The 21,604-nt window shown below is 61.1% G+C and carries 20 protein-coding genes and 1 pseudogene; 15 read left to right on the forward strand and 6 right to left on the reverse strand.

Features of this window, described 5'->3' with window-relative positions; translation table 11 throughout:
* Positions 1–205 precede the first annotated feature (205 nt).
* The 8 genes from obgE (at position 206) to modC (ending at position 7,585) form a co-directional block, all read left to right on the forward strand.
* Entirely contained in the window at positions 206–1,309 is a 1,104-nt protein-coding gene (gene obgE, locus RTCIAT899_RS18310; RefSeq protein WP_015341721.1) for a GTPase ObgE, read from the forward strand.
* A complete protein-coding gene (proB, locus tag RTCIAT899_RS18315; RefSeq protein ID WP_015341722.1) occupies positions 1,306–2,475 on the forward strand; it encodes a glutamate 5-kinase in 1,170 nt (389 codons plus the stop codon). The genes obgE and proB overlap by 4 nt, the downstream gene beginning before the upstream one ends.
* Entirely contained in the window at positions 2,468–3,751 is a 1,284-nt protein-coding gene (locus RTCIAT899_RS18320; protein ID WP_015341723.1) for a glutamate-5-semialdehyde dehydrogenase, read from the forward strand. The genes proB and RTCIAT899_RS18320 overlap by 8 nt, the downstream gene beginning before the upstream one ends.
* Before the next feature lie 37 nt (positions 3,752–3,788).
* Positions 3,789–4,370 carry a nicotinate-nucleotide adenylyltransferase gene (locus RTCIAT899_RS18325; RefSeq protein ID WP_244441482.1) on the forward strand — a complete coding sequence of 194 codons (582 nt, stop codon included), beginning with the start codon at positions 3,789–3,791 and terminating at the stop codon, positions 4,368–4,370.
* 13 nt (positions 4,371–4,383) lie between these two features.
* Positions 4,384–4,668 (forward strand): hypothetical protein, encoded by a 285-nt coding sequence (locus RTCIAT899_RS18330; RefSeq protein ID WP_015341725.1) that lies wholly within the window; start codon positions 4,384–4,386, stop codon positions 4,666–4,668.
* Positions 4,669–4,931: 263 nt separating this feature from the next.
* On the forward strand, positions 4,932–5,729 hold the full coding sequence (gene modA / locus RTCIAT899_RS18335; protein WP_015341726.1) for a molybdate ABC transporter substrate-binding protein: 798 nt from the start codon (positions 4,932–4,934) through the stop codon (positions 5,727–5,729).
* A gap of 84 nt (positions 5,730–5,813) precedes the next feature.
* Positions 5,814–6,515, forward strand: a complete 702-nt coding sequence (gene modB / locus RTCIAT899_RS18340) for a molybdate ABC transporter permease subunit (protein WP_041678026.1) — start codon at positions 5,814–5,816, stop codon at positions 6,513–6,515.
* The gene (gene modC, locus RTCIAT899_RS18345) at positions 6,512–7,585 is read left to right on the forward strand and encodes a molybdenum ABC transporter ATP-binding protein (protein ID WP_015341728.1); all 1,074 of its coding nucleotides are present in this window, start codon (positions 6,512–6,514) and stop codon (positions 7,583–7,585) included. The genes modB and modC overlap by 4 nt, the downstream gene beginning before the upstream one ends.
* Here the strand turns inward: modC and RTCIAT899_RS18350 are convergent, their stop codons facing one another.
* Positions 7,586–7,969 (reverse strand): winged helix-turn-helix domain-containing protein, encoded by a 384-nt coding sequence (locus RTCIAT899_RS18350; protein WP_015341729.1) that lies wholly within the window; start codon positions 7,967–7,969, stop codon positions 7,586–7,588.
* Between the two features lie 171 nt (positions 7,970–8,140).
* On the opposite strand from RTCIAT899_RS18350, the gene RTCIAT899_RS18355 reads away from it, so the two are divergent.
* The 7 genes and pseudogenes from RTCIAT899_RS18355 (at position 8,141) to RTCIAT899_RS18385 (ending at position 14,646) form a co-directional block, all read left to right on the forward strand.
* Positions 8,141–8,440: a DUF1330 domain-containing protein gene (locus RTCIAT899_RS18355; RefSeq protein ID WP_015341730.1), complete on the forward strand. Its 300-nt coding sequence runs from the start codon at positions 8,141–8,143 to the stop codon at positions 8,438–8,440.
* 162 nt (positions 8,441–8,602) lie between these two features.
* Positions 8,603–9,045 (forward strand): annotated as a pseudogene (gene rsfS / locus RTCIAT899_RS18360) (ribosome silencing factor).
* 115 nt (positions 9,046–9,160) lie between these two features.
* Positions 9,161–9,643: a 23S rRNA (pseudouridine(1915)-N(3))-methyltransferase RlmH gene (gene rlmH, locus RTCIAT899_RS18365; RefSeq protein ID WP_015341732.1), complete on the forward strand. Its 483-nt coding sequence runs from the start codon at positions 9,161–9,163 to the stop codon at positions 9,641–9,643.
* Positions 9,644–9,932: 289 nt separating this feature from the next.
* The gene (locus RTCIAT899_RS18370; RefSeq protein WP_244441429.1) at positions 9,933–11,363 is read left to right on the forward strand and encodes a murein hydrolase activator EnvC family protein; all 1,431 of its coding nucleotides are present in this window, start codon (positions 9,933–9,935) and stop codon (positions 11,361–11,363) included.
* Positions 11,353–12,681, forward strand: coding sequence for a S41 family peptidase (locus RTCIAT899_RS18375; protein WP_015341735.1), 1,329 nt, complete (start codon positions 11,353–11,355; stop codon positions 12,679–12,681). The genes RTCIAT899_RS18370 and RTCIAT899_RS18375 overlap by 11 nt, the downstream gene beginning before the upstream one ends.
* Before the next feature lie 218 nt (positions 12,682–12,899).
* Positions 12,900–14,093, forward strand: coding sequence for a divergent polysaccharide deacetylase family protein (locus tag RTCIAT899_RS18380; RefSeq protein ID WP_041677740.1), 1,194 nt, complete (start codon positions 12,900–12,902; stop codon positions 14,091–14,093).
* A gap of 13 nt (positions 14,094–14,106) precedes the next feature.
* On the forward strand, positions 14,107–14,646 hold the full coding sequence (locus tag RTCIAT899_RS18385; protein ID WP_015341737.1) for an RNA pyrophosphohydrolase: 540 nt from the start codon (positions 14,107–14,109) through the stop codon (positions 14,644–14,646).
* 137 nt (positions 14,647–14,783) lie between these two features.
* Here RTCIAT899_RS18385 and bfr read toward each other — a convergent pair whose 3' ends face one another.
* The 5 genes from bfr to RTCIAT899_RS34065 all read right to left on the reverse strand — a co-directional run bounded on the left by bfr (position 14,784) and on the right by RTCIAT899_RS34065 (position 21,598).
* The gene (gene bfr, locus RTCIAT899_RS18390) at positions 14,784–15,269 is read right to left on the reverse strand and encodes a bacterioferritin (protein WP_041678027.1); all 486 of its coding nucleotides are present in this window, start codon (positions 15,267–15,269) and stop codon (positions 14,784–14,786) included.
* Positions 15,235–15,546, reverse strand: coding sequence for a (2Fe-2S)-binding protein (locus RTCIAT899_RS32005; protein ID WP_081598395.1), 312 nt, complete (start codon positions 15,544–15,546; stop codon positions 15,235–15,237). The genes bfr and RTCIAT899_RS32005 overlap by 35 nt, the downstream gene beginning before the upstream one ends.
* A gap of 139 nt (positions 15,547–15,685) precedes the next feature.
* Positions 15,686–19,153 (reverse strand): error-prone DNA polymerase, encoded by a 3,468-nt coding sequence (locus tag RTCIAT899_RS18400; protein WP_041677741.1) that lies wholly within the window; start codon positions 19,151–19,153, stop codon positions 15,686–15,688.
* A complete protein-coding gene (locus tag RTCIAT899_RS18405) occupies positions 19,150–20,577 on the reverse strand; it encodes a Y-family DNA polymerase (RefSeq protein ID WP_041678029.1) in 1,428 nt (475 codons plus the stop codon). Before RTCIAT899_RS18405 ends, RTCIAT899_RS18400 begins: the two co-directional genes overlap by 4 nt.
* 40 nt (positions 20,578–20,617) lie before the next feature.
* The gene (locus RTCIAT899_RS34065; RefSeq protein WP_015341741.1) at positions 20,618–21,598 is read right to left on the reverse strand and encodes an ImuA family protein; all 981 of its coding nucleotides are present in this window, start codon (positions 21,596–21,598) and stop codon (positions 20,618–20,620) included.
* Between the last annotated feature and the right edge of the window lie 6 nt (positions 21,599–21,604).

The following is a 21,604-nucleotide window of genomic DNA, read 5'->3' on the forward strand; positions in this document are numbered from 1 at the left end:
TCCGCCCCTTTATGGCTCTGGAACCGCACGATATTCTTTGACCTCAGCCCGAAGCGCCTATATCGAAGGCGACATGACGGGCAAACGCCGCCCGATGTGTCTTTTGGATGCAGAAGGAGCGGCAGACATTGAAAAGAGCGCATAGGCTTTTGTGAATCCCATTCGATCCGAAGGGGTATGCGCGACACCGAGTGACGGACGTAAGATGAAATTTCTCGATGAAGCAAAAGTCTATATTCGCTCAGGCGACGGCGGCGCGGGCAGCGTCTCCTTCCGACGCGAGAAATTCATCGAATTCGGCGGCCCCGATGGCGGCGACGGCGGCCGCGGCGGTGATGTCTGGGTCGAGGCCGTCAACGGCCTCAATACGCTGATCGACTTCCGCTACCAGCAGCATTTCAAGGCCACCATCGGCACGCACGGCATGGGCAAGAACCGCGCAGGCGCCAAGGGCGAAGACGTGACGCTGAGGGTGCCTGTCGGCACGCAGATTTTCGAAGAAGATGGCGAAACCCTGATCTGCGACATCACGCAGGAAGGCCAGCGTTTCCGCCTTGCCGCCGGCGGCAATGGCGGCTTCGGCAACGCCTATTTCAAATCCTCGGTCAATCAGGCGCCCGATTGGGCCAATCCCGGCCTGCCGGGCGAAGAAAAGACCGTTTGGCTGCGGCTGAAGCTGATCGCCGACGCCGGTCTCGTCGGCCTGCCGAATGCAGGTAAGTCGACGTTTCTTGCAGCGGTCAGCCGCGCGCGGCCGAAGATCGCCAACTATCCGTTCACGACGCTGCATCCCAATCTCGGCGTCGCCACCATCGATGGGCAGGAATTCATTCTCGCCGACATTCCCGGCCTAATCGAGGGCGCCCATGAAGGCGTCGGCATCGGCGACCGCTTCCTCGGCCATGTCGAGCGCACCCGCGTGCTGCTGCATCTGGTATCCGCACAGGAAGAGAAAGTCGGTAAGGCCTACAAGACCGTGAAGCACGAGCTTGAAGCTTACGGCAACAGCATCCCCGACAAGCCTGAAATCGTCGCTCTCTCGCAGATCGACGTGGTCGACGAAGAAACGCTGAAGAAGAAGACGCGCGAACTGGCGCGGGCCTGTGGCAAAACGCCCTTCCAGATTTCCGCCGTTACCGGTCGCGGCATGACGGAAGTGCTGCGCGCGCTGCGCGACGTGATCGTCGAAGCCAATGCCGGCGAAGCGGACAAGCCGGCAAAGACCCCCAAAGTGCGGCATCGCGACATGCCGCTTTCCGACGATGAGGATGCTGACGAGCGTAGCGAAGACGGGGATCATCAGGGATGACTGCCCGCAAGCCGCTCGACCGCTACCGCCGCATCGTCATCAAGATCGGCTCCGCTCTCCTGGTCGATCGCAAGACCGGCTTGAAGAAATCCTGGCTCGACGGCATGTGCGCCGATATCGCCGCACTGAAGGCCAAGGGCATCGATATCCTGGTCGTCTCCTCGGGCGCAATCGCGCTTGGGCGCTCCGTGCTCGACCTGCCCTCCGGTGCGCTGAAGCTGGAAGAAAGCCAGGCTGCGGCGGCCGTCGGCCAGATCTCGCTGGCCCGCGCCTGGTCGGAAAGCCTGTCGCATGACAATATCGTCGCCGGCCAGATCCTGCTGACGCTCGGCGATACCGAAGAGCGCCGCCGTTACCTCAACGCCCGCGCCACCATCAACCAGCTCCTGAAGATCGGCGCCGTGCCGATTATCAACGAGAACGATACGGTCGCGACCAGCGAAATCCGCTATGGCGACAATGACCGCCTCGCGGCCCGCGTCGCAACCATGACCGGCGCCGACCTTCTGGTGCTGCTGTCGGATATCGACGGGCTCTATACAGCGCCGCCACATCTCGACCGCCAAGCGAAATTCCTCGATACGATCGCCGAAATCACGCCCGAGATCGAAGCCATGGCCGGCGGTGCCGCTTCCGAGCTGTCGCGTGGCGGCATGCGCACCAAGATCGATGCCGGGAAGATCGCAACCGGCGCCGGCTGTGCCATGATTATTGCATCCGGAAAGACCGACCGACCGCTGAAATCAATCGAAAGCGGCGCCCGCTCCTCCTGGTTTGCGCCATCGGGTACGCCCGTTACCGCCCGCAAGACCTGGATTGCCGGGCAGTTGCAGCCGGCCGGCGAATTGCATGTCGACGATGGCGCCGTGACGGCCCTTGGCGCCGGCAAGAGCCTGTTGCCCGCCGGTGTGCGCCGCGTCGTCGGCCATTTCGGCCGCGGTGACACAGTCGCCGTCATCGGCCCCTCCGGCCGGGAGATCGCCCGCGGCCTTGTCAGCTACGATGCCGAAGAGGCCCGCCAGATCACCGGCCGCAAATCGGCTGAGATCGAGGCGATCCTCGGCTATGCCGGCCGCGCCGCCATGGTGCATCGTGACGACCTTGTCATGACGTCATCCGTCAAGACGAAGGCCGAGAAATCGAAGAAGGATGAAGCTCATGCTTGATACAGTCGCACAAAGCCCCGACATCGACGCGCTGATGAACGATATCGGCCGCAAGGCCCGGGCTGCGTCGCGACCTCTGGCCTTTGCTTCGACTGAGAGCAAGAACAAGGCGTTGAATGCCATGGCGGATGCCATTTTGGCCCGCAATGATCATATTCTCGCTGAAAACGCTAAAGACCTGAAAGACGTCGAAGGCACCGATATGCTTGCCTCCTTCGTCGATCGCCTGACGCTGAACGACAAGCGCGTCGCCGAGATGGCCGAGGGCATTCGCGCCATCGCTGCCCTCGCCGATCCCGTCGGCGAAGTCATCGCCGCCTGGGATCGTCCGAACGGCCTGAAGATCGAGCGCGTCCGCACGCCGCTTGGCGTCATCGGCGTCATCTTCGAAAGCCGGCCAAACGTGACGGCCGATGCCGGCGCGCTGTGCCTGAAGGCCGGCAATGCCGTGATCCTGCGTTGCGGCAGTGATTCGCGCCGCTCCTCGCAGGCGATTCATGAATGCCTGGTCGAAGGGTTGAAAGCGGCAGGCCTGCCGGAACATGCTATCCAGCTCGTGCCTGTCAGCGATCGCGCTGCCGTCGGCGCCATGCTGCGCGGCCTCGAGGGCAATATCGACGTTATCGTGCCGCGCGGTGGCAAGAGTCTTGTAGGACGCGTCCAGACCGAAGCGCGCGTGCCGGTCTTTGCCCATCTTGAAGGCCTTTGCCACATCTATATCGATGCCTCGGCCAATCTGGAGATGGCGAAATCCATCGTCGTCAACGCCAAGATGCGCCGCACGGGCATCTGCGGCGCTGCCGAAACGCTGCTGGTCGACAAGAAGGTCGCCTCCACCCATCTGAAGCCACTGCTCGACGGACTTGCCGCGGCAGGCTGCGAAATTCGCGGTTCGGCCGATGTGCTGAAGCTTGCACCCGGCCTGAAGGCAGCAACGGAAGAAGACTGGACAACAGAATATCTGGCCGCGATCATCTCGGTGGCCTTGGTCGATGGCATTTCCGGCGCAATCGAGCATATCGGTAAATATTCGTCGAACCATACCGAGGCCGTGATTGCCGAGGACCCCGCTATCGTCGAGCGCTTCTTCACGGAGATCGACTCGGCGATCCTGCTGCACAATGCCTCGACGCAATTTGCCGATGGCGGCGAATTCGGCATGGGCGCGGAAATCGGCATCGCCACCGGCAAGATGCATGCGCGCGGGCCTGTTGGCGTCGAGCAGCTCACCTCATTCAAATATCGCGTTCGCGGCACCGGACAGATACGGCCCTGACGTGCTGAAAGAAGAGGTTGATCAACGCTATCTGCGCATGCCCCATGCCGAGCGCGGCATGGTGGTCGGTCTTTTCGGCGGCTCATTCAACCCGCCGCATGAAGGCCATGCACTCGTCGCCGAGATCGCCATCCGCCGGCTGGGCCTTGATCAGCTCTGGTGGATGGTAACGCCGGGCAACCCGTTGAAGAGCCGCAATCACCTGGCGCCGCTTGCCGAGCGTATCGCGCTCAGCGAGCAGATCCTCCACAATCCGCGTATCAAGGTGACAGCCTTCGAACAGACGCTGGGCATGAGCTACACGGCCAATACGCTGGCGCATGTGAAGGCGCGCAACCGCCATGTCCACTTCATCTGGATCATGGGCGCCGACAGCCTGAACACGTTCCATCGCTGGCAGAAGTGGCAGGAAATCGCGCAAACCTTCCCGATCGCCGTTATCGACCGGCCGGGATCGACGCTCTCCTACCTCTCGGCCAAGATGGCAAAGACCTTCCACTACGCACGCGTCGACGAAGATGATGCTCGCGTACTCTGGAAGAAGCGGGCGCCGGCCTGGACCTTCATCCACGGACCACGCTCAACGCTCAGCTCGACAGCGTTGCGAGCAGCACAATAATCTCGTCGATCTTTTGAAAAAGTCTGGAAAAATAAAAAGCCCGACGCGGGAGGAGGTGCGTCGGGCTTTTGAACCTGATCAGCAACTGGGAGGAGGAGAGTTGCTGATCCATATCGGACGGCATTGGGAGGAGGAGATCGCCGTCTCGATGATTATGTTTTACCAGATTTTGCCGATTGATAAATGGGCGATTGCGCAATGCAGCAATGCATATAACGCATGGCTACCGAAATTTTCTGCCCAAAAAACGCTTCTTTTGCAAATTGAGCGCCGCTTGATGTTCAGTGTCCGGACTTAATTCGGCGAAAGAATGACGCGAGATCCCACGGTTCGTAACGTTATGTCTCGCTTCGTGAGCGTTCGCCAATCCACTGGGCAAAGTCAGTCATGCATTTTTGTAATGCCCAAAGCCGTTCACATGCGCTGCGCTACGGAAAATCCATAGAATTCGTGGGGTTACGCGACCTTATCGCGATATATTTTTGCGAACATATCCCTAGCCAAGCTTCGTCCGTCGTTATATCTCTCGAAATATGTCGACATCTTTTGGGGAGAATTGAAATGACCGCCAGCCGACGCCAATGGATCAAGCTTGCAACCGCCGCAGCATCAGCTGCATGGCTCGGCCTTTCGGTCATTCCGACACCGGTGTTCGCCGCTGACAAAATCGTCGTCTTTGCCGCCGCCAGCATGAAGAACGCGCTCGACAACGCCGATGCCGCCTTCACCAGGGAAACCGGCAAAGAGGTTACCGTCTCCTATGCCGCGAGCGGTCCGCTTGCAAAACAGCTTGAGAACGGCGCGCCGGCCGATGTTTTCATCTCCGCCGACACCAACTGGATGGATTATGTCGCTGGCAAGAAGTTGATCAAGGACGACAGCCGCGTCAACCTGCTGGGTAACAAGCTCGTTCTCGTCGCCGCCAAGGACAAGGCGAAGCCGGTCGAGATCAAGCAGGGCTTCGATCTGGCTAGCCTGCTCGGCGACGGCCGCCTGGCGATGGGCCAGCCGGAATCGGTTCCGGCGGGCAAATACGGCAAGACGGCGCTGGAAAAGCTCGGTGTCTGGTCGTCGATCGAAAAGAAGGTTGCTGGCGCCGAAAGCGTGCGCGCGGCCCTTGCCTTGGTTTCGCGCGGCGAAGCGCCCTACGGCATCGTCTATCAGACCGATGTCTCCGCCGATCCGGGCGTTGCCGTCGTCGGCACCTTCCCCGCCGACAGCCATTCACCGATCGTCTACCCGATCGCCATCACCAGCGGCAGCAAGAACCCGGATGTACAAGCCTATTTCGATTTTCTGAAATCGGCTAAGGCTGTTCCCTTCTTCGAGCATGAGGGCTTCACCATCCTGAAGCCATGAGCGTCATTGCCGCTGATCGGCAAGGAAGGTTCAATCATCAGGCTCGCCGGTCGTGGCGGGCCTGAGATGTTTAAGGGGCGGGATTTGGACACATTGGGTTTGAGCAGCGACGAATGGACGGCCATAGAGCTAAGCCTGCGCGTTTCCATCGTCGCCATGCTGGTCAGCCTGCCCTTCGGCATCGGCGCAGCACTTCTGCTTGCGCGTGGCCGCTTTTGGGGCAAGTCGATCCTCAATGGCCTCATCCACCTGCCGCTGATCCTGCCGCCCGTCGTCACCGGCTTCATCCTTCTCATTCTCTTCGGCCGCAAAGGGCCGATCGGATCTTTGCTCGAGCAATACCTCGGCCTCGTCTTCTCCTTTCGCTGGACGGGTGCCGCACTTGCCTGCGGCGTCATGGGCTTTCCGCTCATGGTCCGAAGCATCCGCCTGTCGGTCGAGGCCGTCGACCGCAAGCTGGAGGAAGCCGCCGGCACATTGGGCGCCAGCCCCATCTGGACCTTCGTGACCGTGACGCTGCCGCTGATCCTGCCCGGCATCATCGCCGGCATGATCCTCTCCTTCGCCAAGGCCATGGGCGAATTCGGCGCCACCATCACCTTCGTCTCCAACATCCCCGGCGAGACACAGACGCTGTCCTCGGCGATCTATACCTTCACGCAGGTTCCAGGCGGCGATGCCGGCGCCATGCGGCTCACGATCGTCGCCATCGTCATTTCCATGGCGGCGCTACTTGCCTCGGAATTCCTTGCCTATCTCGCCGGCCGCAGGGTGGATTTCGAATGACGCTCTCGGTCGATATCCGCCACCGCCTCGGCGCCTTTTCGCTGGAGGCTGCATTCACCTCCGATGGCGGCGTGACAGCTCTTTTCGGCCGCTCCGGCTCGGGCAAGACGTCGATCGTCCGCATCATTGCCGGCCTGACGCACCCTGATCACGGCCATATCAGCTTTGACGATACCGTGCTTGCCGATACGACCACGCAGATCTTCGTGCCGCGTCACCGCCGCCGCTTCGGCTATGTCTTTCAAGAGGCACGCCTGTTTCCGCATCTATCCGTGCGGCAGAACCTCAATTACGGCCGCTGGTTCGCACCCAGGAGCGAGCGCGGCGAAAGCTTTGACGGGGTCGTCGATCTTCTCGGCATCGGCGCGTTGCTCGACCGCAGGCCGGCCAAACTTTCCGGCGGCGAGAAACAGCGCGTCGCGATCGGCCGCGCCCTGCTTTCTTCGCCGCGGCTCCTGCTGATGGACGAGCCGCTTGCGGCGCTCGATGAAGCCCGCAAGGCGGAAATTCTTCCCTATCTCGAACGGTTGCGCGACGAAACGAAGATACCGATCATCTATGTCAGCCACTCTATCGCCGAAGTGGCACGGCTTGCCAACCGCGTCGTCGTCATGCGCGACGGCAAGGTCGAGACGATCGGTGCTGCCGTCGAGATCTTCAGCCAGCTCTCCGGCCCGCTGGCAGCGGATCGCCGCGAAGCCGGCGTGCTGCTGGAAGGCCGCGTCGAGGCGATCGACGATCGCCATCATCTGACAGTCGTTGCTCTGAAGACGGCAAAGCTCTTTGTGCCGGGTCAGGCGGCGGCTGTCGGCAAGACCGTGCGCGTCCACATTCCAGCCCGTGACGTCATGCTGGCGACGGCGCGACCAGAAGGCCTGAGCGCCTTGAATATTCTCGATGGCAAAGTACTAGGGATCGATAAGGACGCAGACAGAACGGCGGAGATCAAGGTCGATTGCGGCGGCGACATCGTCACTGCCCGCATCACGCAATTCTCAGCCGAGAGACTGGGGCTGCGGATCGGGCTGTCGATCCATGCGGTCATCAAGACCGTGGCGCTCGAACATTAGTCAGGATTTCTTCGCAGAAGCGTCCGCCGAGCTCCGATTGGCTTCGAGCCAGTTCAGGTCATCGGCTATTGCCGCTCGCAGCGTCATTTCCATACCGCGAAAGCGCCTCAACAACTCCTCGCCGAATGGCGTCAGGGCAGCGCCGCCACCCTTTTGACCACCACGCTGCGATTCCACGACCGGTTCGCGAAACATGTGATTGAGTTCGCTGATGAGCAGCCAGGCCCGGCGGTAGGACATATCCATGGCACGGCCGGCGGCCGAGATCGAGCCGGTCTCCTGAATATGCTCGAGAAGCTCCATCTTGCCGCGCCCAAGCCGATCCTGGCCCGAAAAGCTGACGCGGAGAATGGGCTTCAACGGTGGCTGCGGAGCATCTGTCATGTTGTCTGTAAGCAGTTGATATCTGCATAATCTATACGTGGCCTTCGTCCGGCTGTACATGCCGACGGAAATGGACAAGCGGTTGTACCGGCCTATCTGATCTTCACGAAAAAACGCATTGGCGCGCGAGCACGGACCGCGCCAGCCTTGAGGTTTGAGAGGAGGAAACCGATGCCGGCCTATATCATTTCCGATGTCACCGTCAGGGATAGCGAAGCCTTCCAGACCTACCGGACCCGCGCGGCCGCCTCCATAGGCCTTTATGGCGGCCACTATCTGGTCCGTGGCGGCCCGATCGAACGGCTGGAGGGCGGCTGGTCGCCGCAAGCGATCGTGATCGTGGAATTTCCGGATGTGGAACGAGCGAGAGCCTGGTACGGCTCGCCGGAATATGCGCATGCTCTTGAGGTCCGCGATCAGGCCCTCAGCCGCAACCTTATTCTCGTCGATGGAGTACGCCAGGAAGGCTGATTTTCGTCTTCGGCACGAATATTCGCCCATATCTGGTGCGAAAGCGCACTATTCAGACACAAATCCTTGTCCTGAATGGACGAAGTTGCCGGCCTGCGTCTTGAAACCTTAATGCTTTGATGCCTATCTTTGTAACGTGATCGACTCAGATCATTCACGTGCATGTTCTGTTACTCAAGGAAGGAAGAGCACTGACAACAGTACACGCCAAGGGAAGAACGCCTGTCGTTATCCCGAAGAGCTCGGAACGTGGCGCCGATGCCGCTGCCCGCGCCCTGCAAGCCGTCCTCGTAAGCCTCGAGGACTCCAAGGCCGAAAATATCGTCACCATCGACATTGCTGGCAAGTCTGCGCTTGGAGACTACATGGTCGTCGTCTCCGGCCGATCGAGCCGCCATGTCCTGGCGATTGCCGACCATCTCATGACCGATCTCAAGGACGAGGGCTTCGGCAATGCCCGCGTCGAGGGTCTCGATGGCGGCGACTGGGTGTTGATCGACACCGGCGACATCATCGTTCATGTCTTCAGACCCGAGATCCGCGAGTTCTACAACATCGAAAAGATGTGGGCAGCACCCGATCTCGACGAAGGCACGCTGCACTAACCGACGCCAGGAACGTTTTCCCGGCCCTGTACGCAGCCTTACATCGCCGGAGATGAGCCTCCGGCAAGAGTTTCGTTTTGTGCCGCCATGACGGCGGATGTGCTTGGGAGCGGGAATGCGGATAGGTCTTTTTGCGGTGGGACGGCTGAAAGCCGGCCCTGAAAAGGATCTTGCGGCTCGCTATCTCAACCGTTTCGCCAAGGCCGGGCCGGCCATCGGCCTGGAAATGGCGCGCATGACCGAGGTTGCCGAAAGCCGCGCCTCCAATAGCGAGACCCGCAAGCGCGAAGAGGCGGGCCTGCTGCAGAAGGCGCACCCCGAAGGCGGCGTCCTCATCCTTCTCGACGAACGCGGCAAGGCGCTCGACAGCGAAGCCTTCGCCGCCATGCTCGGGACATACCGCGATCAGGGCAAGCGCGACCTGACGATCGCCATTGGCGGCGCCGACGGCCTTGACCCCGCCCTCTACGACAAGGCCGACCTGACCATTTGCCTGGGCAAGCTGACCTGGCCGCACCAGCTCGTGCGCATCCTGATTGCCGAACAGCTCTACCGCGCCGTGACAATCCTCTCCGGGCACCCCTACCACCGGGTGTGATTGCTCCATCCGTTTTGAAAACAGTTTGGCTTTCGCCGATTTTGCGTTAACGAAACGCTCACACAGGCGTGTTTTGATTCCCGCCCTGAAAATGACGATGCTTCCTGGAGCATTTCCAGGAAAAGTGCGCAGCGGTTTTCCGTCCGGAATGCGTAGAGAAACAAGAACATAGAGCGTTTTCGCGATTCGAAGAAAAGCGGAAATGCTCTAGATGATCGCGGCAAATCAGCTTATTTTCGCGTGATCTGAGGGACCAGGCCGAACCGACTGGATGAGAAAAGCCCCGCCTATGCTTTCGCGTATCGTGCTGCCAGCTTTGGCGGCAACTCTGGGCATGGGCGTCTATATGGCAGGCCCTTTCTCTCAAGAGAACGTCGCCCTCGCCCAGGAAGCCGGTGCCATCGCTGCGCAAGCACCCGACGATCGCTCTTCTACACCGCCGTCCGCGCAGGAGGCGCCTGACCCGGCGGCGGATCTTGCCCGCAAGCGCGACGAAACCCGCGCACAGCTCGATGCGCTTTCCAAGACAATCGGACTTTCGTCCGGCAAGACGAAGGAACTGGAAGACAGCATCGCCTCCCTCGACAAGAGCACTGCCAGCCTGCGCCAGGCGCTGATCGACAGCGCCGCCCGCCGTAAGGACCTGGATCGCAAGATCCAGCAGAGCGAGAAGACGCTGACGAACCTTGCCGTCAAGGAGGATAAGATCCGCGCCTCCCTGCACGAGCGTCGCGCCCTGCTGGCCGAAGTGCTGGGGGCTCTCGAACGCATGGGCCGCAACCCGCCGCCGGCATTGCTGGTAACGCCGGACGATGCGCTCGCCTCGGTGCGCAGCGCCATTCTTCTCGGCGCCGTCGTGCCCGGAATGCGCAAGGAGACGGACAAGCTCATCGCCGATCTGACCGATCTCGGCAAGTTGCAGGCCGACACCGCCGCCGAAAAGGCCAGCTTCACCGCCACCGTGACCAATAGTCTGGAGGAGGAACGGCGCATGGATCTGCTGATTGCGGAGAACGACAAGCACAACAAGGAAAATACGGCCCAGCTCGATGCGGAACGCAAGCGCGCGGAAGAGCTGGCGGGCCAGGCAACCAGCCTGGAAGGGCTTGTGGCCTCGCTGGAAAGTCAGATCGGCTCCGTACGCGACGCTGCCGCTGCTGCCCGCGCGGAAGAGGCGCGACGAGCGCAGATGAGCGAACAGCAGCGCGAGCAGGCGAAGGCCCTTGCCGAGAACGGCGTGCCCGATAAAAACCGCATTACGCCCGCATATCCCTTCTCGGACCTGAAGAAAAAGTTGGAGTTGCCCGTGGCGGGCGATATTCTCCGCCAATTCGGCGACGACGATGGCACCGGCCACACCGCGATGGGACTGACCGTTGCGACCGGCCCGGAAGCACTCGTCACGGCTCCCGCCGACGGCACGGTCGTCTATGCCGGCGCGTTTCGCAGCTACGGACAGATGATCATCCTGGATACGGGCGACGGCTATCACATGGTGCTGTCCGGCATGGACGCGATCAAGACGCGCCCGGGCAGATTCGTCTTCGCTGGCGAACCGCTTGCCACCATGGGCCAAAAAAGAGTCGCGAGCGCGACCGCATTGGCGCTGGAAACGGATCGGCCAACGCTTTACATTGAATTCCGAAAAGATGGAAAACCAGTCGATTCTCGGCCCTGGTGGACCTCCAAAGACACTGGAAAGGCACGCAATGATACGTAGGGCTTCTCTTGTTCTCGTCGGCGCATTGATGGGTGCGACCGCGATGGGCGTTATCTACTCGGCGGTAGCGCCGGCGGAAGCCGCTGGCACTTCCACCTACAAGGAGTTGTCGATTTTCGGCGACGTCTTTGAGCGCGTCCGCGCGCAGTATGTGACCCCTCCCCAGGAAGACAAGCTCGTCGAAGCCGCCATCAACGGCATGCTGTCTTCGCTGGACCCGCATTCGAGCTACATGAACGCCAAGGATGCGGAAGACATGCGCACCCAGACCAAGGGTGAATTCGGCGGTCTCGGCATCGAAGTGACGATGGACAACGATCTCGTCAAGGTCATCACCCCGATCGACGATACGCCTGCCGCCAAGGCCGGCGTCCTAGCCGGCGACTATATCACCGCCATCGACGGCCAGTCCGTCCGCGGCCTGAAGCTGGAAGACGCCGTCGAAAAGATGCGCGGCCCGGTCAAGACGCCGATCAAGCTGACGCTGCTGCGCAAGGGCGCCGACAAGCCGATCGAGCTCACCGTCATCCGTGACGTGATTGCCGTTGCCGCCGTCAAGTCGCGCGAGGAAGGCGGCGATGTCGGCTATATCCGCATCATCTCCTTCACCGAAAAGACCACGCCGGACCTCGAAGCCGCGATCGCCAAGATCAAGAAGGATATCCCGGCCGACAAGCTGAAGGGCTACGTCCTCGACCTGCGCCTCAATCCGGGCGGCCTGCTCGATCAGGCAATCAACGTTGCCGACGACGTGCTCGAGCGCGGCGAGATCGTTTCGACCCGCGGCCGCAACCCGGACGAAACTCGACGCTTCAACGCCACCCCAGGCGACCTGACCGACGGCAAGCCGATCATCGTGCTCACCAACGGCGGCTCGGCCTCCGCTTCGGAAATCGTCGCAGGCGCCTTGCAGGATCTGCGTCGCGCCACCGTGCTCGGCACACAGTCATTCGGCAAGGGCTCCGTCCAGACGATCATCCCGCTCGGCGACGGCAACGGCGCGCTGCGCCTGACGACGGCGCTCTACTACACGCCGTCGGGCCGCTCGATCCAGGGCACCGGCATCACGCCTGACATCAAGGTCGACCAGCCGCTTCCCGACGATCTGAAGGGCAAGCTGACGACGGAAGGCGAATCCAGCCTGCCGGGCCACATCAAGGGCCAGAGCGAGACCGACAAGGGCTCCGGCTCCTCGGCCTACGTGCCGCCGGATCCGAAGGACGATATCCAGCTCAACTATGCGCTCGACCTGCTGCGTGGCGCGAAGACGGATCCAGCCTTCCCGCCGAACCCCGAAAAGGCGGTTTCCTCCAAGTAAGGATTGGCGCCGGGCTGGAAACAGACCCGGCGCTTTCATGATGAGGGAGCGGGGCGAGGGGTATTGTCCCGCCCTTCTCGGTCAGCCTCTGAATCCGACGTCGCTCGGAACAGTCTTGTTCATGTTTTAGCACTTTGAGTGCCGCGGGCATTTTTCCGCTTCGCCGTGAGCGATATGCTCGAGGCCAATAGAGTTTTCCGCTTGGGGTGGATTGAAGCTTGGGAACGGATTTGCATGCACCGTTGGGACAGAATCGCGGCCCCGGCCGCCAGCGGCGCTCCATCCCCTTTGGACGCATTCTCGGCGGCTTCTGTCTGATCGCGATCGCCGGCTTTTCGCTCTATTCGGCGCTGATGCGCGATCCCCTGCAAAAGACTCAGCCGGCCGAAACGGCAAAGAAGGAAGATCCGGCACCTGCAGCCGAAACCAAGCCGGGGAGCACCGAGCAAACCGGTCAGGCCGGATTGACCCAAGTCGATCCGCAATCCGGCGCCAATACCACGCGCGTGGTGACCGGCGACGGTTCGGTCGTCACCATGTTCAGCCCCAGCAATCGCGATGGCAGCGGCCCGGTCTTGATCAACGCCAATCAGGTGGGGCAGGATCCGCGCATGGCGGCAACGCCGAATGACAGCCTGCTGGAAGATTCGCCCTTCGGCAGGCTGCCGATCACCTCGCCAAGCGGTCTGCGGCCGATGGATCAATATGCGCGGCCCTGGTCCGGCGCGCGGGGCACCCGTATCGCTATCGTCGTCAGCGGCCTTGGGCTGAGCCAGACTGGCACGCAGCGCGCCATCGAGAAGCTGCCGGAGGAAATCACCCTTGCCTTTGCCGCGAGCGGCAATAGCCTGCAGCGCTGGATGCAGGAAGCAAGACGCGGCGGCCACGAGATCCTCATCCAGGTGCCGTTCGAGCCCTTCGACTATCCCGGCAACAATCCCGGACCGGATACTCTGCTGACCTCGCTGCCATCAGCCAAGAACATCGAAAATTTGCATAAAGCGATGGGCAAAATCACCAATTATACCGGCGTCATGAACTATCTCGGCGGCCGCTTCCTTGCCAATTCCGGCGCCATGGAACCCGTGCTGCGCGACATCGGCAAGCGCGGCCTGCTGTTCCTCGACGACGGCTCATCCGCCCAATCGAAGTCCGGAATGCTTTCGAAAACGCTTGAAGTGCCGCACGCTTTTGCCGATATCCAGCTCGACGGAGAGCTGCAGCAGGACGCGATCCTCAGGAAACTCGACGAGCTCGAGCGCATCGCCCGCCGTAACGGCTCTGCGATCGGCGTCGCTTCCGCCTTCGATGAAAGTGTCGACGCCATCAGCAAATGGAGCGAGGAGGCCGCCATGCGCGGTATCGAAGTCGTCGCGGTCTCGGCGCTTGCCGAGGATCCCAAACACCCCTGACCTGGAGAAAAAGATGAGCACGCCCCACGCCTCCGTGAGAGCCGAAGACCTGCCCTACCGTCCCTGTGTCGGCATCATGATCCTGAACCGGGAAGGCCTGGTCTGGGCCGGACACCGCATTCCGGTCGGCAATTCCGAATATGACGGCTCGCCGCAGCTCTGGCAGATGCCGCAGGGCGGCATAGACGAGGGCGAAGACCCGCTGAAAGCGGCCTATCGCGAACTATACGAAGAAACGGGCATGAAAACCGTGACCCTGCTGGCGGAAGCCAGGGACTGGATCAATTACGATCTTCCGCCGCAGCTGATCGGCATCGGCCTCAAGGGGAAATTCCGCGGCCAGACGCAGCGCTGGTTTGCCTTCCGCTTCGACGGCGACGAAGGGGAGATTGCCATCAATCCGCCGCCGGGCGGCCACGAACCGGAATTCGATGCATGGGAATGGAAGCCCATGGCGGTACTTCCCGACCTGATCGTTCCCTTCAAACGCTCGGTCTACGAGCAGGTGGTTTCGGAATTCAGTCACCTGGCCAATCTGAAAGCCGAAGACTGAAAAAGAAGGCCAGCCGCGGAAGGGCCGATTCATAAAGCAATTCCAGGAAAAGCTTTCGCGCTCTTCCTGGAATTGGGTGAAAGCAAAGATATGGAGCGGTTCAGAGATTTAAAAACTGAGCCACTCCAGTATGTCGCTTATTCCGCGGAATCGGCGGAGTCGGCATTAAGCTGGCCGTATTTGGCTTCGCCGATCTTGTCGAGCAGTTCGAGCTGGGTCTCGAGGAAGTCGATATGGCCTTCCTCATCCGCCAGAAGCTCTTCGAACAGCTTCATGGACACGTAGTCGCCGGCATCGTGACAGATGTCGCGGGATTTCTTGTAGGCCGTGCGCGCATCATATTCGCCGGCGAGATCGGCTTCCAGCACTTCCTTGACGTTCTGACCGATGCGCAGCGGCGCCAGCGTCTGCAGGTTCGGATGACCTTCGAGGAAGATGATGCGGGCGACGAGGCGATCGGCGTGCTGCATTTCCTCGATGGATTCCGCGCGCTCCTTTTTGGCGAGCTTCGTGTAGCCCCAATCCTCAAGAAGTCGATAGTGAACCCAATACTGATTGACTGCGCCAAGCTCGAGAAACAGCGCCTCGTTAAGCCGCTCGATGACTTTTTTGTCGCCTTTCAATGTCCGCTCTCCTGTTGTCTTCATGGAATTTTTTCAGGCGGGACATGAAATCAAATATTTCGGCTTCCGTCGAGTGGCGACGGGCATGATAATCCTGGGTTGTCTGTATAATGATATCAACGACATTCGGGAAGCAGCCGCAGCAACGACCGCGCTTTTCCATCGCGTGATAAACCTTGGCGGGAACAATGAGCTGCCAACAGTCCTGATCAAGGAACTCGTTGATAACGTCCCGGATTTCTTTGTCGGTGATGTAATTACAACTGCAAACCAGCATTCTTCGCTCAGTCCGTCAAACATGACATCCGCTGTCTTGTTATCTGCTAAAGAAGACGCTCTTTGTCAAGAAAGAAACGATTCGAATCTCGTCCGCGAGCCGAGTTCCGAAGCTTTTGCCCGATACGAAGGTCGCAATCTCAATGGAAATTGCGGCCTCGCGGCATAACTTTCGCCGTTTCGGCCCCATGGCTGCGACCCTCCGCCGCTGCCCCCGCACCAGAAGAGGGCGCCAGAAAGACAGACTTCCGCTTCTCCCTGTGATCCATGGTCGGCCGCAAGGTCTCATCCGCCCGATCGCTGACGCCGAAACGCCTCGCCTCCCGCTGCAGGATCCCGAGCGCCGGTGTCATATCCTCGATATGATCGACCACCACATGGATAACGCCGCTTTCGCTCTGCAGCCGGCCGCGGATCTTGACCAGCCGCGCGCCCATGACGATGGCACGGTACTTCTCGAACTTCTTCGGCCAGACGATCGCATTGGCGACACCGGTTTCGTCCTCCAGCGTCATGAAGATCACCCCCTTGGCCGAACCCGGCCGCTGGCGCACCAGCACCAAGCCTGCGATCGTCACCATGCGGCCGCTGGCGATACCGGGCAAATCCCGGCTTTGCACGATTCCCTGGCGGGCGAAATCGGTACGCAGGAAGGAAACCGGATGCGCCTTCAAGGATAGCGACAGATAGCGATAATCCTCGATGACCTGCTCGCCAGGCAGCATTTCCGGCAGCGTAACCGCCGGCTCGATCTGCAGCTCCCCATGATCGCCGAGATCGAAGAGGGGAAGCGTTTCGGCGGCACTGCCGGCATCAAGCGCCCGCACAGCCCAAAGCGCCTCACGACGGCTGAGGCCGATGGAGCCGAACGCATCCGCATCCGCAAGGCGCTCGATCTGCGCCTTGGCAAGCCCGGAACGCAGCCAGAGATCGCGCACGGACCGATAGCCATCGCCCCGGTGCTCGACGAGCTGCTTCATCTCCTCCTCGGACAGACCCTTGACCTGCCGGAAACCGAGGCGGACGGCACATTGCGTCTTGATATCGTCGCGCATCGACGCATGGCGCCGCTCGATCGCGCCCGGATCGAAACGCGCCTTCTCCAGCAGGCAATCCCAGCTGGAGCGATTGATATCCACCGGCCGCACCTCGACGCCATGCTCGCGCGCATCGCGCACAAGCTGCGCCGGCGCATAGAAGCCCATCGGCTGGGCATTGAGGATCGCCGCACAGAAGACATCCGGATAATAGGTCTTGAGCCAGGAAGAGGCATAGACGAGCAGAGCGAAGGACGCCGCATGGCTTTCAGGGAAACCATATTCGCCGAAGCCTTCGATCTGGCTGAAACAGCGTTCGGCAAAGTCCTGAGGATAGCCATTCGCGACCATGCCCGAAACCAGATCCTTTTTGAATTCATCGACCCTCCCCGTTCGCTTGAACGTCGCCATGGACCGGCGCAGCCGATCGGCCTTGGCGGGCGAAAATCCAGCCGCAGTGATGGCGATCTGCATCGCCTGTTCCTGAAATAGCGGAACCCCCAAAGTTCGCTCCAGAACAGCCTTCAACTCCGGACGATGATATTCGATCGGGCGCTTGTGAAGAACGTCATCCCGCCGCTTGAGGTAAGGATGCACCATATTGCCCTGGATGGGACCGGGTCGGACGATCGCCACCTCTATGACCAGATCATAAAATCTGCGAGGACGGAGACGCGGCAGCATGCTCATCTGCGCCCGGCTTTCGATCTGAAAGACGCCGATCGTATCGGCGCGGCAGATCATGTCATAAACCGGCCTGCCATCCGGATATTCCTTGCTCCCAAGGTCGGCGAGCGCCTTCTTCACATCGTAATGCAGCAACAGCAGATCGAAGGCTTTGGCGAGACAGGTCAACATGCCGAGCGCAAGCACATCGATCTTCAAGATGTTGAGATTGTCGAGATCGTCCTTGTTCCACTCGATCATGTAGCGATCGTCCATCGCCGTATGCATGATCGGCACGACCTCATCCAGCCGATCCCGGGTGATGACGAAGCCGCCGACATGCTGGGTCAGGTGCCGCGGAAACCCCATCAGCGTCGAGGCATAGGAAAGGACGTTGCGGGTCGTCCTGTCCTTGAGATCGAGGCCGGCAATCTTTGCCTCACGTTCCGACAGCTCCTCAGTCGACCAGCCCCAGACGCCGCTTGCAAGGGCCGACTGAACATCCTCCGACAGACCGAAGGCTTTCGCCACTTCACGGCCGGCCGAGCGCGCCCGATAGGTGGTGACCGCCGCCGTCAGCCCGGCATGCTCCTTATGGTAATGCCTGTAGATGAACTGGATGACCTCTTCCCGCTTCTCATGCTCGAAGTCGACATCGATATCAGGCGGCTCCTCCCGCTCCGTCGAGATGAAGCGCTCGAAAAGCAGGCTTGTTAATTCGGGATTGACCTCGGTAATCCGAAGGCAATAACAGACCGTCGAATTGGCCGCCGATCCACGCCCCTGACACAGGATATTCGCACTGCGGGCAAACTCCATGATGCGGTGCACCGTCAGGAAATAAGGCTCATATTGCCGCTCTCGGATGAGCTTAAGCTCATGCTCGATCTGCATCGAGACCTTCGGCGGGATCCCTTCGGGAAAGCGCCATCTGGCACCCTCCCACGTCAGCCGCTTCAGCGTCTCCGCAACAGGCTCGCCGTCATTGCTTTCGTCGGGATAATTGTGTTTCAGCTCGTCCAGTGAAAAAGACAGCCGGCTAAAAAACTTCTGCGTATTGGCTATAGCCTTCGGATAATCCCTAAAGAGTCGTGCCATCTCGGCAGCGTCTTTCATATAGCGTTCGGCATTCGCCGCCAGCCTGAAGCCGGCCTCGGCGATCGGCACATGCTCGCGGATCGAAACGACGATATCGGCAAGCGGCTTGCGCTCGGTCGCATGATAGAGCGGCTGATTGCTGGCGATGAGCCGCACGCCATTGCGCTGCGCCAGGATGGAAAGCGTGGCGAAGACCATCCGGTCCCTCCCGTCATAGGCCGGCGACAGGACCATGTGGAACTTCCGGCCGAAGCGCATCCATAACCGCTTGAGGCATTGCTCCAGCTTTTCCTGCCCCTCCTGCGTCTCGACGCTTGTCGCATCGGGAATAAGCGCCAGCATCATCTCGTCGCCCCATTCCACGAGGTCGCTTTCATTGAGGATGCAGGTGCCCTTCTCGCCGCGCAGATTGCCAGCACTCAGCAGCCGACAGAGATGCGCCCAGCCCTTGCGGTTTTCCGGATAGGCAAGAATGTCAGGTGTACCGTCCGAAAACACGAGGCGCGCGCCAGGCTGGAAAGGGGCCGGCTTCAGAAGCGGCTTTTCTGGCTTGCCCTTCGCCTGAAGCTCCAGGTTCTTCTCAATGCCCTCCTTGTACTTCTCCCGGAGAAGCTTGGTATGCGCATGCGCCTTGACGACGCCGGCAACCGAATTGCGGTCGGCAATCCCAAATCCGGAAAGTTTCAGGATGGCGGCCTGCGCCACGATTTCCTCCGGATGCGAGGCACCTTCGAGAAAGGAGAAATTCGTTCTCACCCCGATCTCAAAGAAGGGTACGGGTTCGTGGAAACTCGGGCGCGCGTTCATGCGAAGACCCCGTGCATGTACCAATCCGGCGTCGTGCCGCCTCGGCCATAGAGCCCCTTGCGGAACAGCCAGAAACGATGGCCTTCCTCATCCTCGACCTGGAAATAATCGCGGGCAGGCTCTTCCTTTTCCTCGACCCACCATTCCACCGAAAGCCGCTCCGGCCCTTCGGCCCGGCTGACCCGATGCATGACACGTCGCCAGCGGAACTGCCGGGGAGGGCCGTCAGGCACTTCGGCAGCAATGGTTTCGACCAGCTCCGGCATGCGAAACAGCCGCAGCGGCCGCTCGCCGCGGAAGAAGCCGTGGCCGGCATCCTCCCCACTCGTGTGCCGCTTCGAGGCGAGGATAGTCATGGCCGGTAGCGGCCGCACGGCTCGTTCGGGGATATGGCTCTGCCGCAGCTCGAACCCTTGCAGACAGTCCGGCCCCAGCCGGGCGGCCACACGATCCACAAAGGCGGCAAGAGATCCTTCCTGGCGGTCTTCTCCGACAAAATCGCCTTGCATGGCATCGAAGGGCGCATGCTGAAGCACATTGAGGCGGATGATTTCGAAACCATAGCCGACATCGAGATCGTCATGAATGGCGCCGAAGCGCTCCGTGAACAGGCTGGCGATCCGGTTCGGCTCCCGCAGCGGCTGCGACGCGCCGGCGGCGATGCGGAAAACCGCCCCATCCACCCGGAAAAGCAGGAGTTCGAAGGAGCGGCCGCCGACGCCGCGCGCCTCCAGCCCCGGCTTCAGGGTTTCGGCAAGCTGGCGGGCAAGCTGAAGAATATCCTCTTCCGCCTGCACCGGCTCGGCGAGCCGGCGCTCGGCCGACAATTGCGCGACCGGGCGACGCGGCGAAATCGGTTCCTCGACGAGGCCGACGGCCTGATCGAGCCGCAACATTAGCTGCGCACCGAAACGGCGGGCAAGCGGCGCACGCGGTGCTGCCAGAAGGTCGCCGACCTGCTTCAATCCCAGTTTCTGCAACGCAGCGATGGTCTCTTCGCCGAGCCTCAGAGACGCCACGGGCAGCGGCGCCAGGGCCTCTTCCATGGCTTCCGAAGGAACGACGCGGTTTTCTTCGAAACGAGCAACCGCCCAGGATAGGCCTGGCGCGGAGGAAATGGCACCACGCACATCGAGCCCTAGCCGGGAAATCCGGATCAGGATGTCCTCGAGCAGCGCCTCTTCGCCGCCGAAGAGATGGGCGCAGCCGGTAATATCGAGAAAAAGGCCATCCTTGCCGTCGATCGCCACCAGCGGCGTATAGCGGTCGCACCAGTCGGCGATCGCTTCCAAAAGCTTGCGATCCGCGACCGGATCCTCCTCGACGACATCGAGATCAGGACAGATCGCCTTTGCCTCAGCCACGCCCTGACCCTGCTTCAGGCCGATCATTTCAGCCCGTTCATTGATGGCGGTCAGCCGCATGGCATTGTTCAGCTTGCCGGCACAGGCAAGCGGCGGCGCTTCAAGCCTGCCTGTCGAACGCCAGGATAGACCCCAGCGCTTGCGCGCGATCCGGTCGGTCGGCAGATGCGGGAAGGTCAGCGCCAGAATGCGCTGCGTGTTCGCCGGGAAAGGCAGGGTACTGAACATCGGAGACAGGGGCAAAGCGGCGGTCATGGGCATTCCACTCCAGGGTTATGGAAAGGGGCGCCGGGTTTCGGCTCTTTTCCAAGGTCAGACGAAAAGCCGGGTGACCGATGCTGCCGCCAAGCACCGATCCATCCGGCAGCGGCCGCGCCTGCGCCGGCGCGGGTTCGACGGAAAAGCGGAAGAGGGCGCTGCTTGCTTCCTCCTCGCCTCCCTGTCGCAACAGAAACAAGGGCCGGCCCGCCGCCTTGGCCCTCAGCGCCAGCCGCCGGCTCTCGGTCAGACCGAAACGGGCGGGATTGCCGCGCACTTCCAGAATGACGACGGCAAAGGCAGCACTGCCAAGGGCTGCTTCCGCCACCCAGAGCGCATCGTCGAGCTTGCGCGGCGACGCCTGCAGGAGAGCCTGAGGCTCCAGCCCGAAATCGCCGATGCCGACGGCATAGGGCAGGCCTGCCTCCATCGTTGCCACCGTATCGCCGATCCATAGGACCGGAGACCTGGCCGCGGTCTTATCCGATGCTCGCGCATGCAGTCTCGCCGCAAGCGCAAGGGCAAAGCCGCTGGCCGCCCCGGCATCGCGCAGGCCGAGCGAGCGGATTTCCGTCAGCGCATCGAGCGGCAAACCGCCTTGCAGAGCCGCATCGAGCTCATCGACGCCGATCGGAAGGAGCGACTGTTCAAGCGTGGACTCAGTAGGCAGGGATTTCGCAATACCCATCACCTCTCTCACCGGCTTGTCTGCCAAAGCCTCATGCGCCGAGGCTGCCAGTGCCGGGATCGGCCTGCCTTCCAGTCGGGCAATGGTTTCACGCAGGGCAAAAAGCGTTTCCCGCGCCACGGCAGCCTCGGCCATGACGTT

Origin of the sequence: Rhizobium tropici CIAT 899 (genome assembly GCF_000330885.1) — a bacterium.
In the GTDB taxonomy this organism is placed as follows: Bacteria; Pseudomonadota; Alphaproteobacteria; order Rhizobiales; family Rhizobiaceae; genus Rhizobium; species Rhizobium tropici.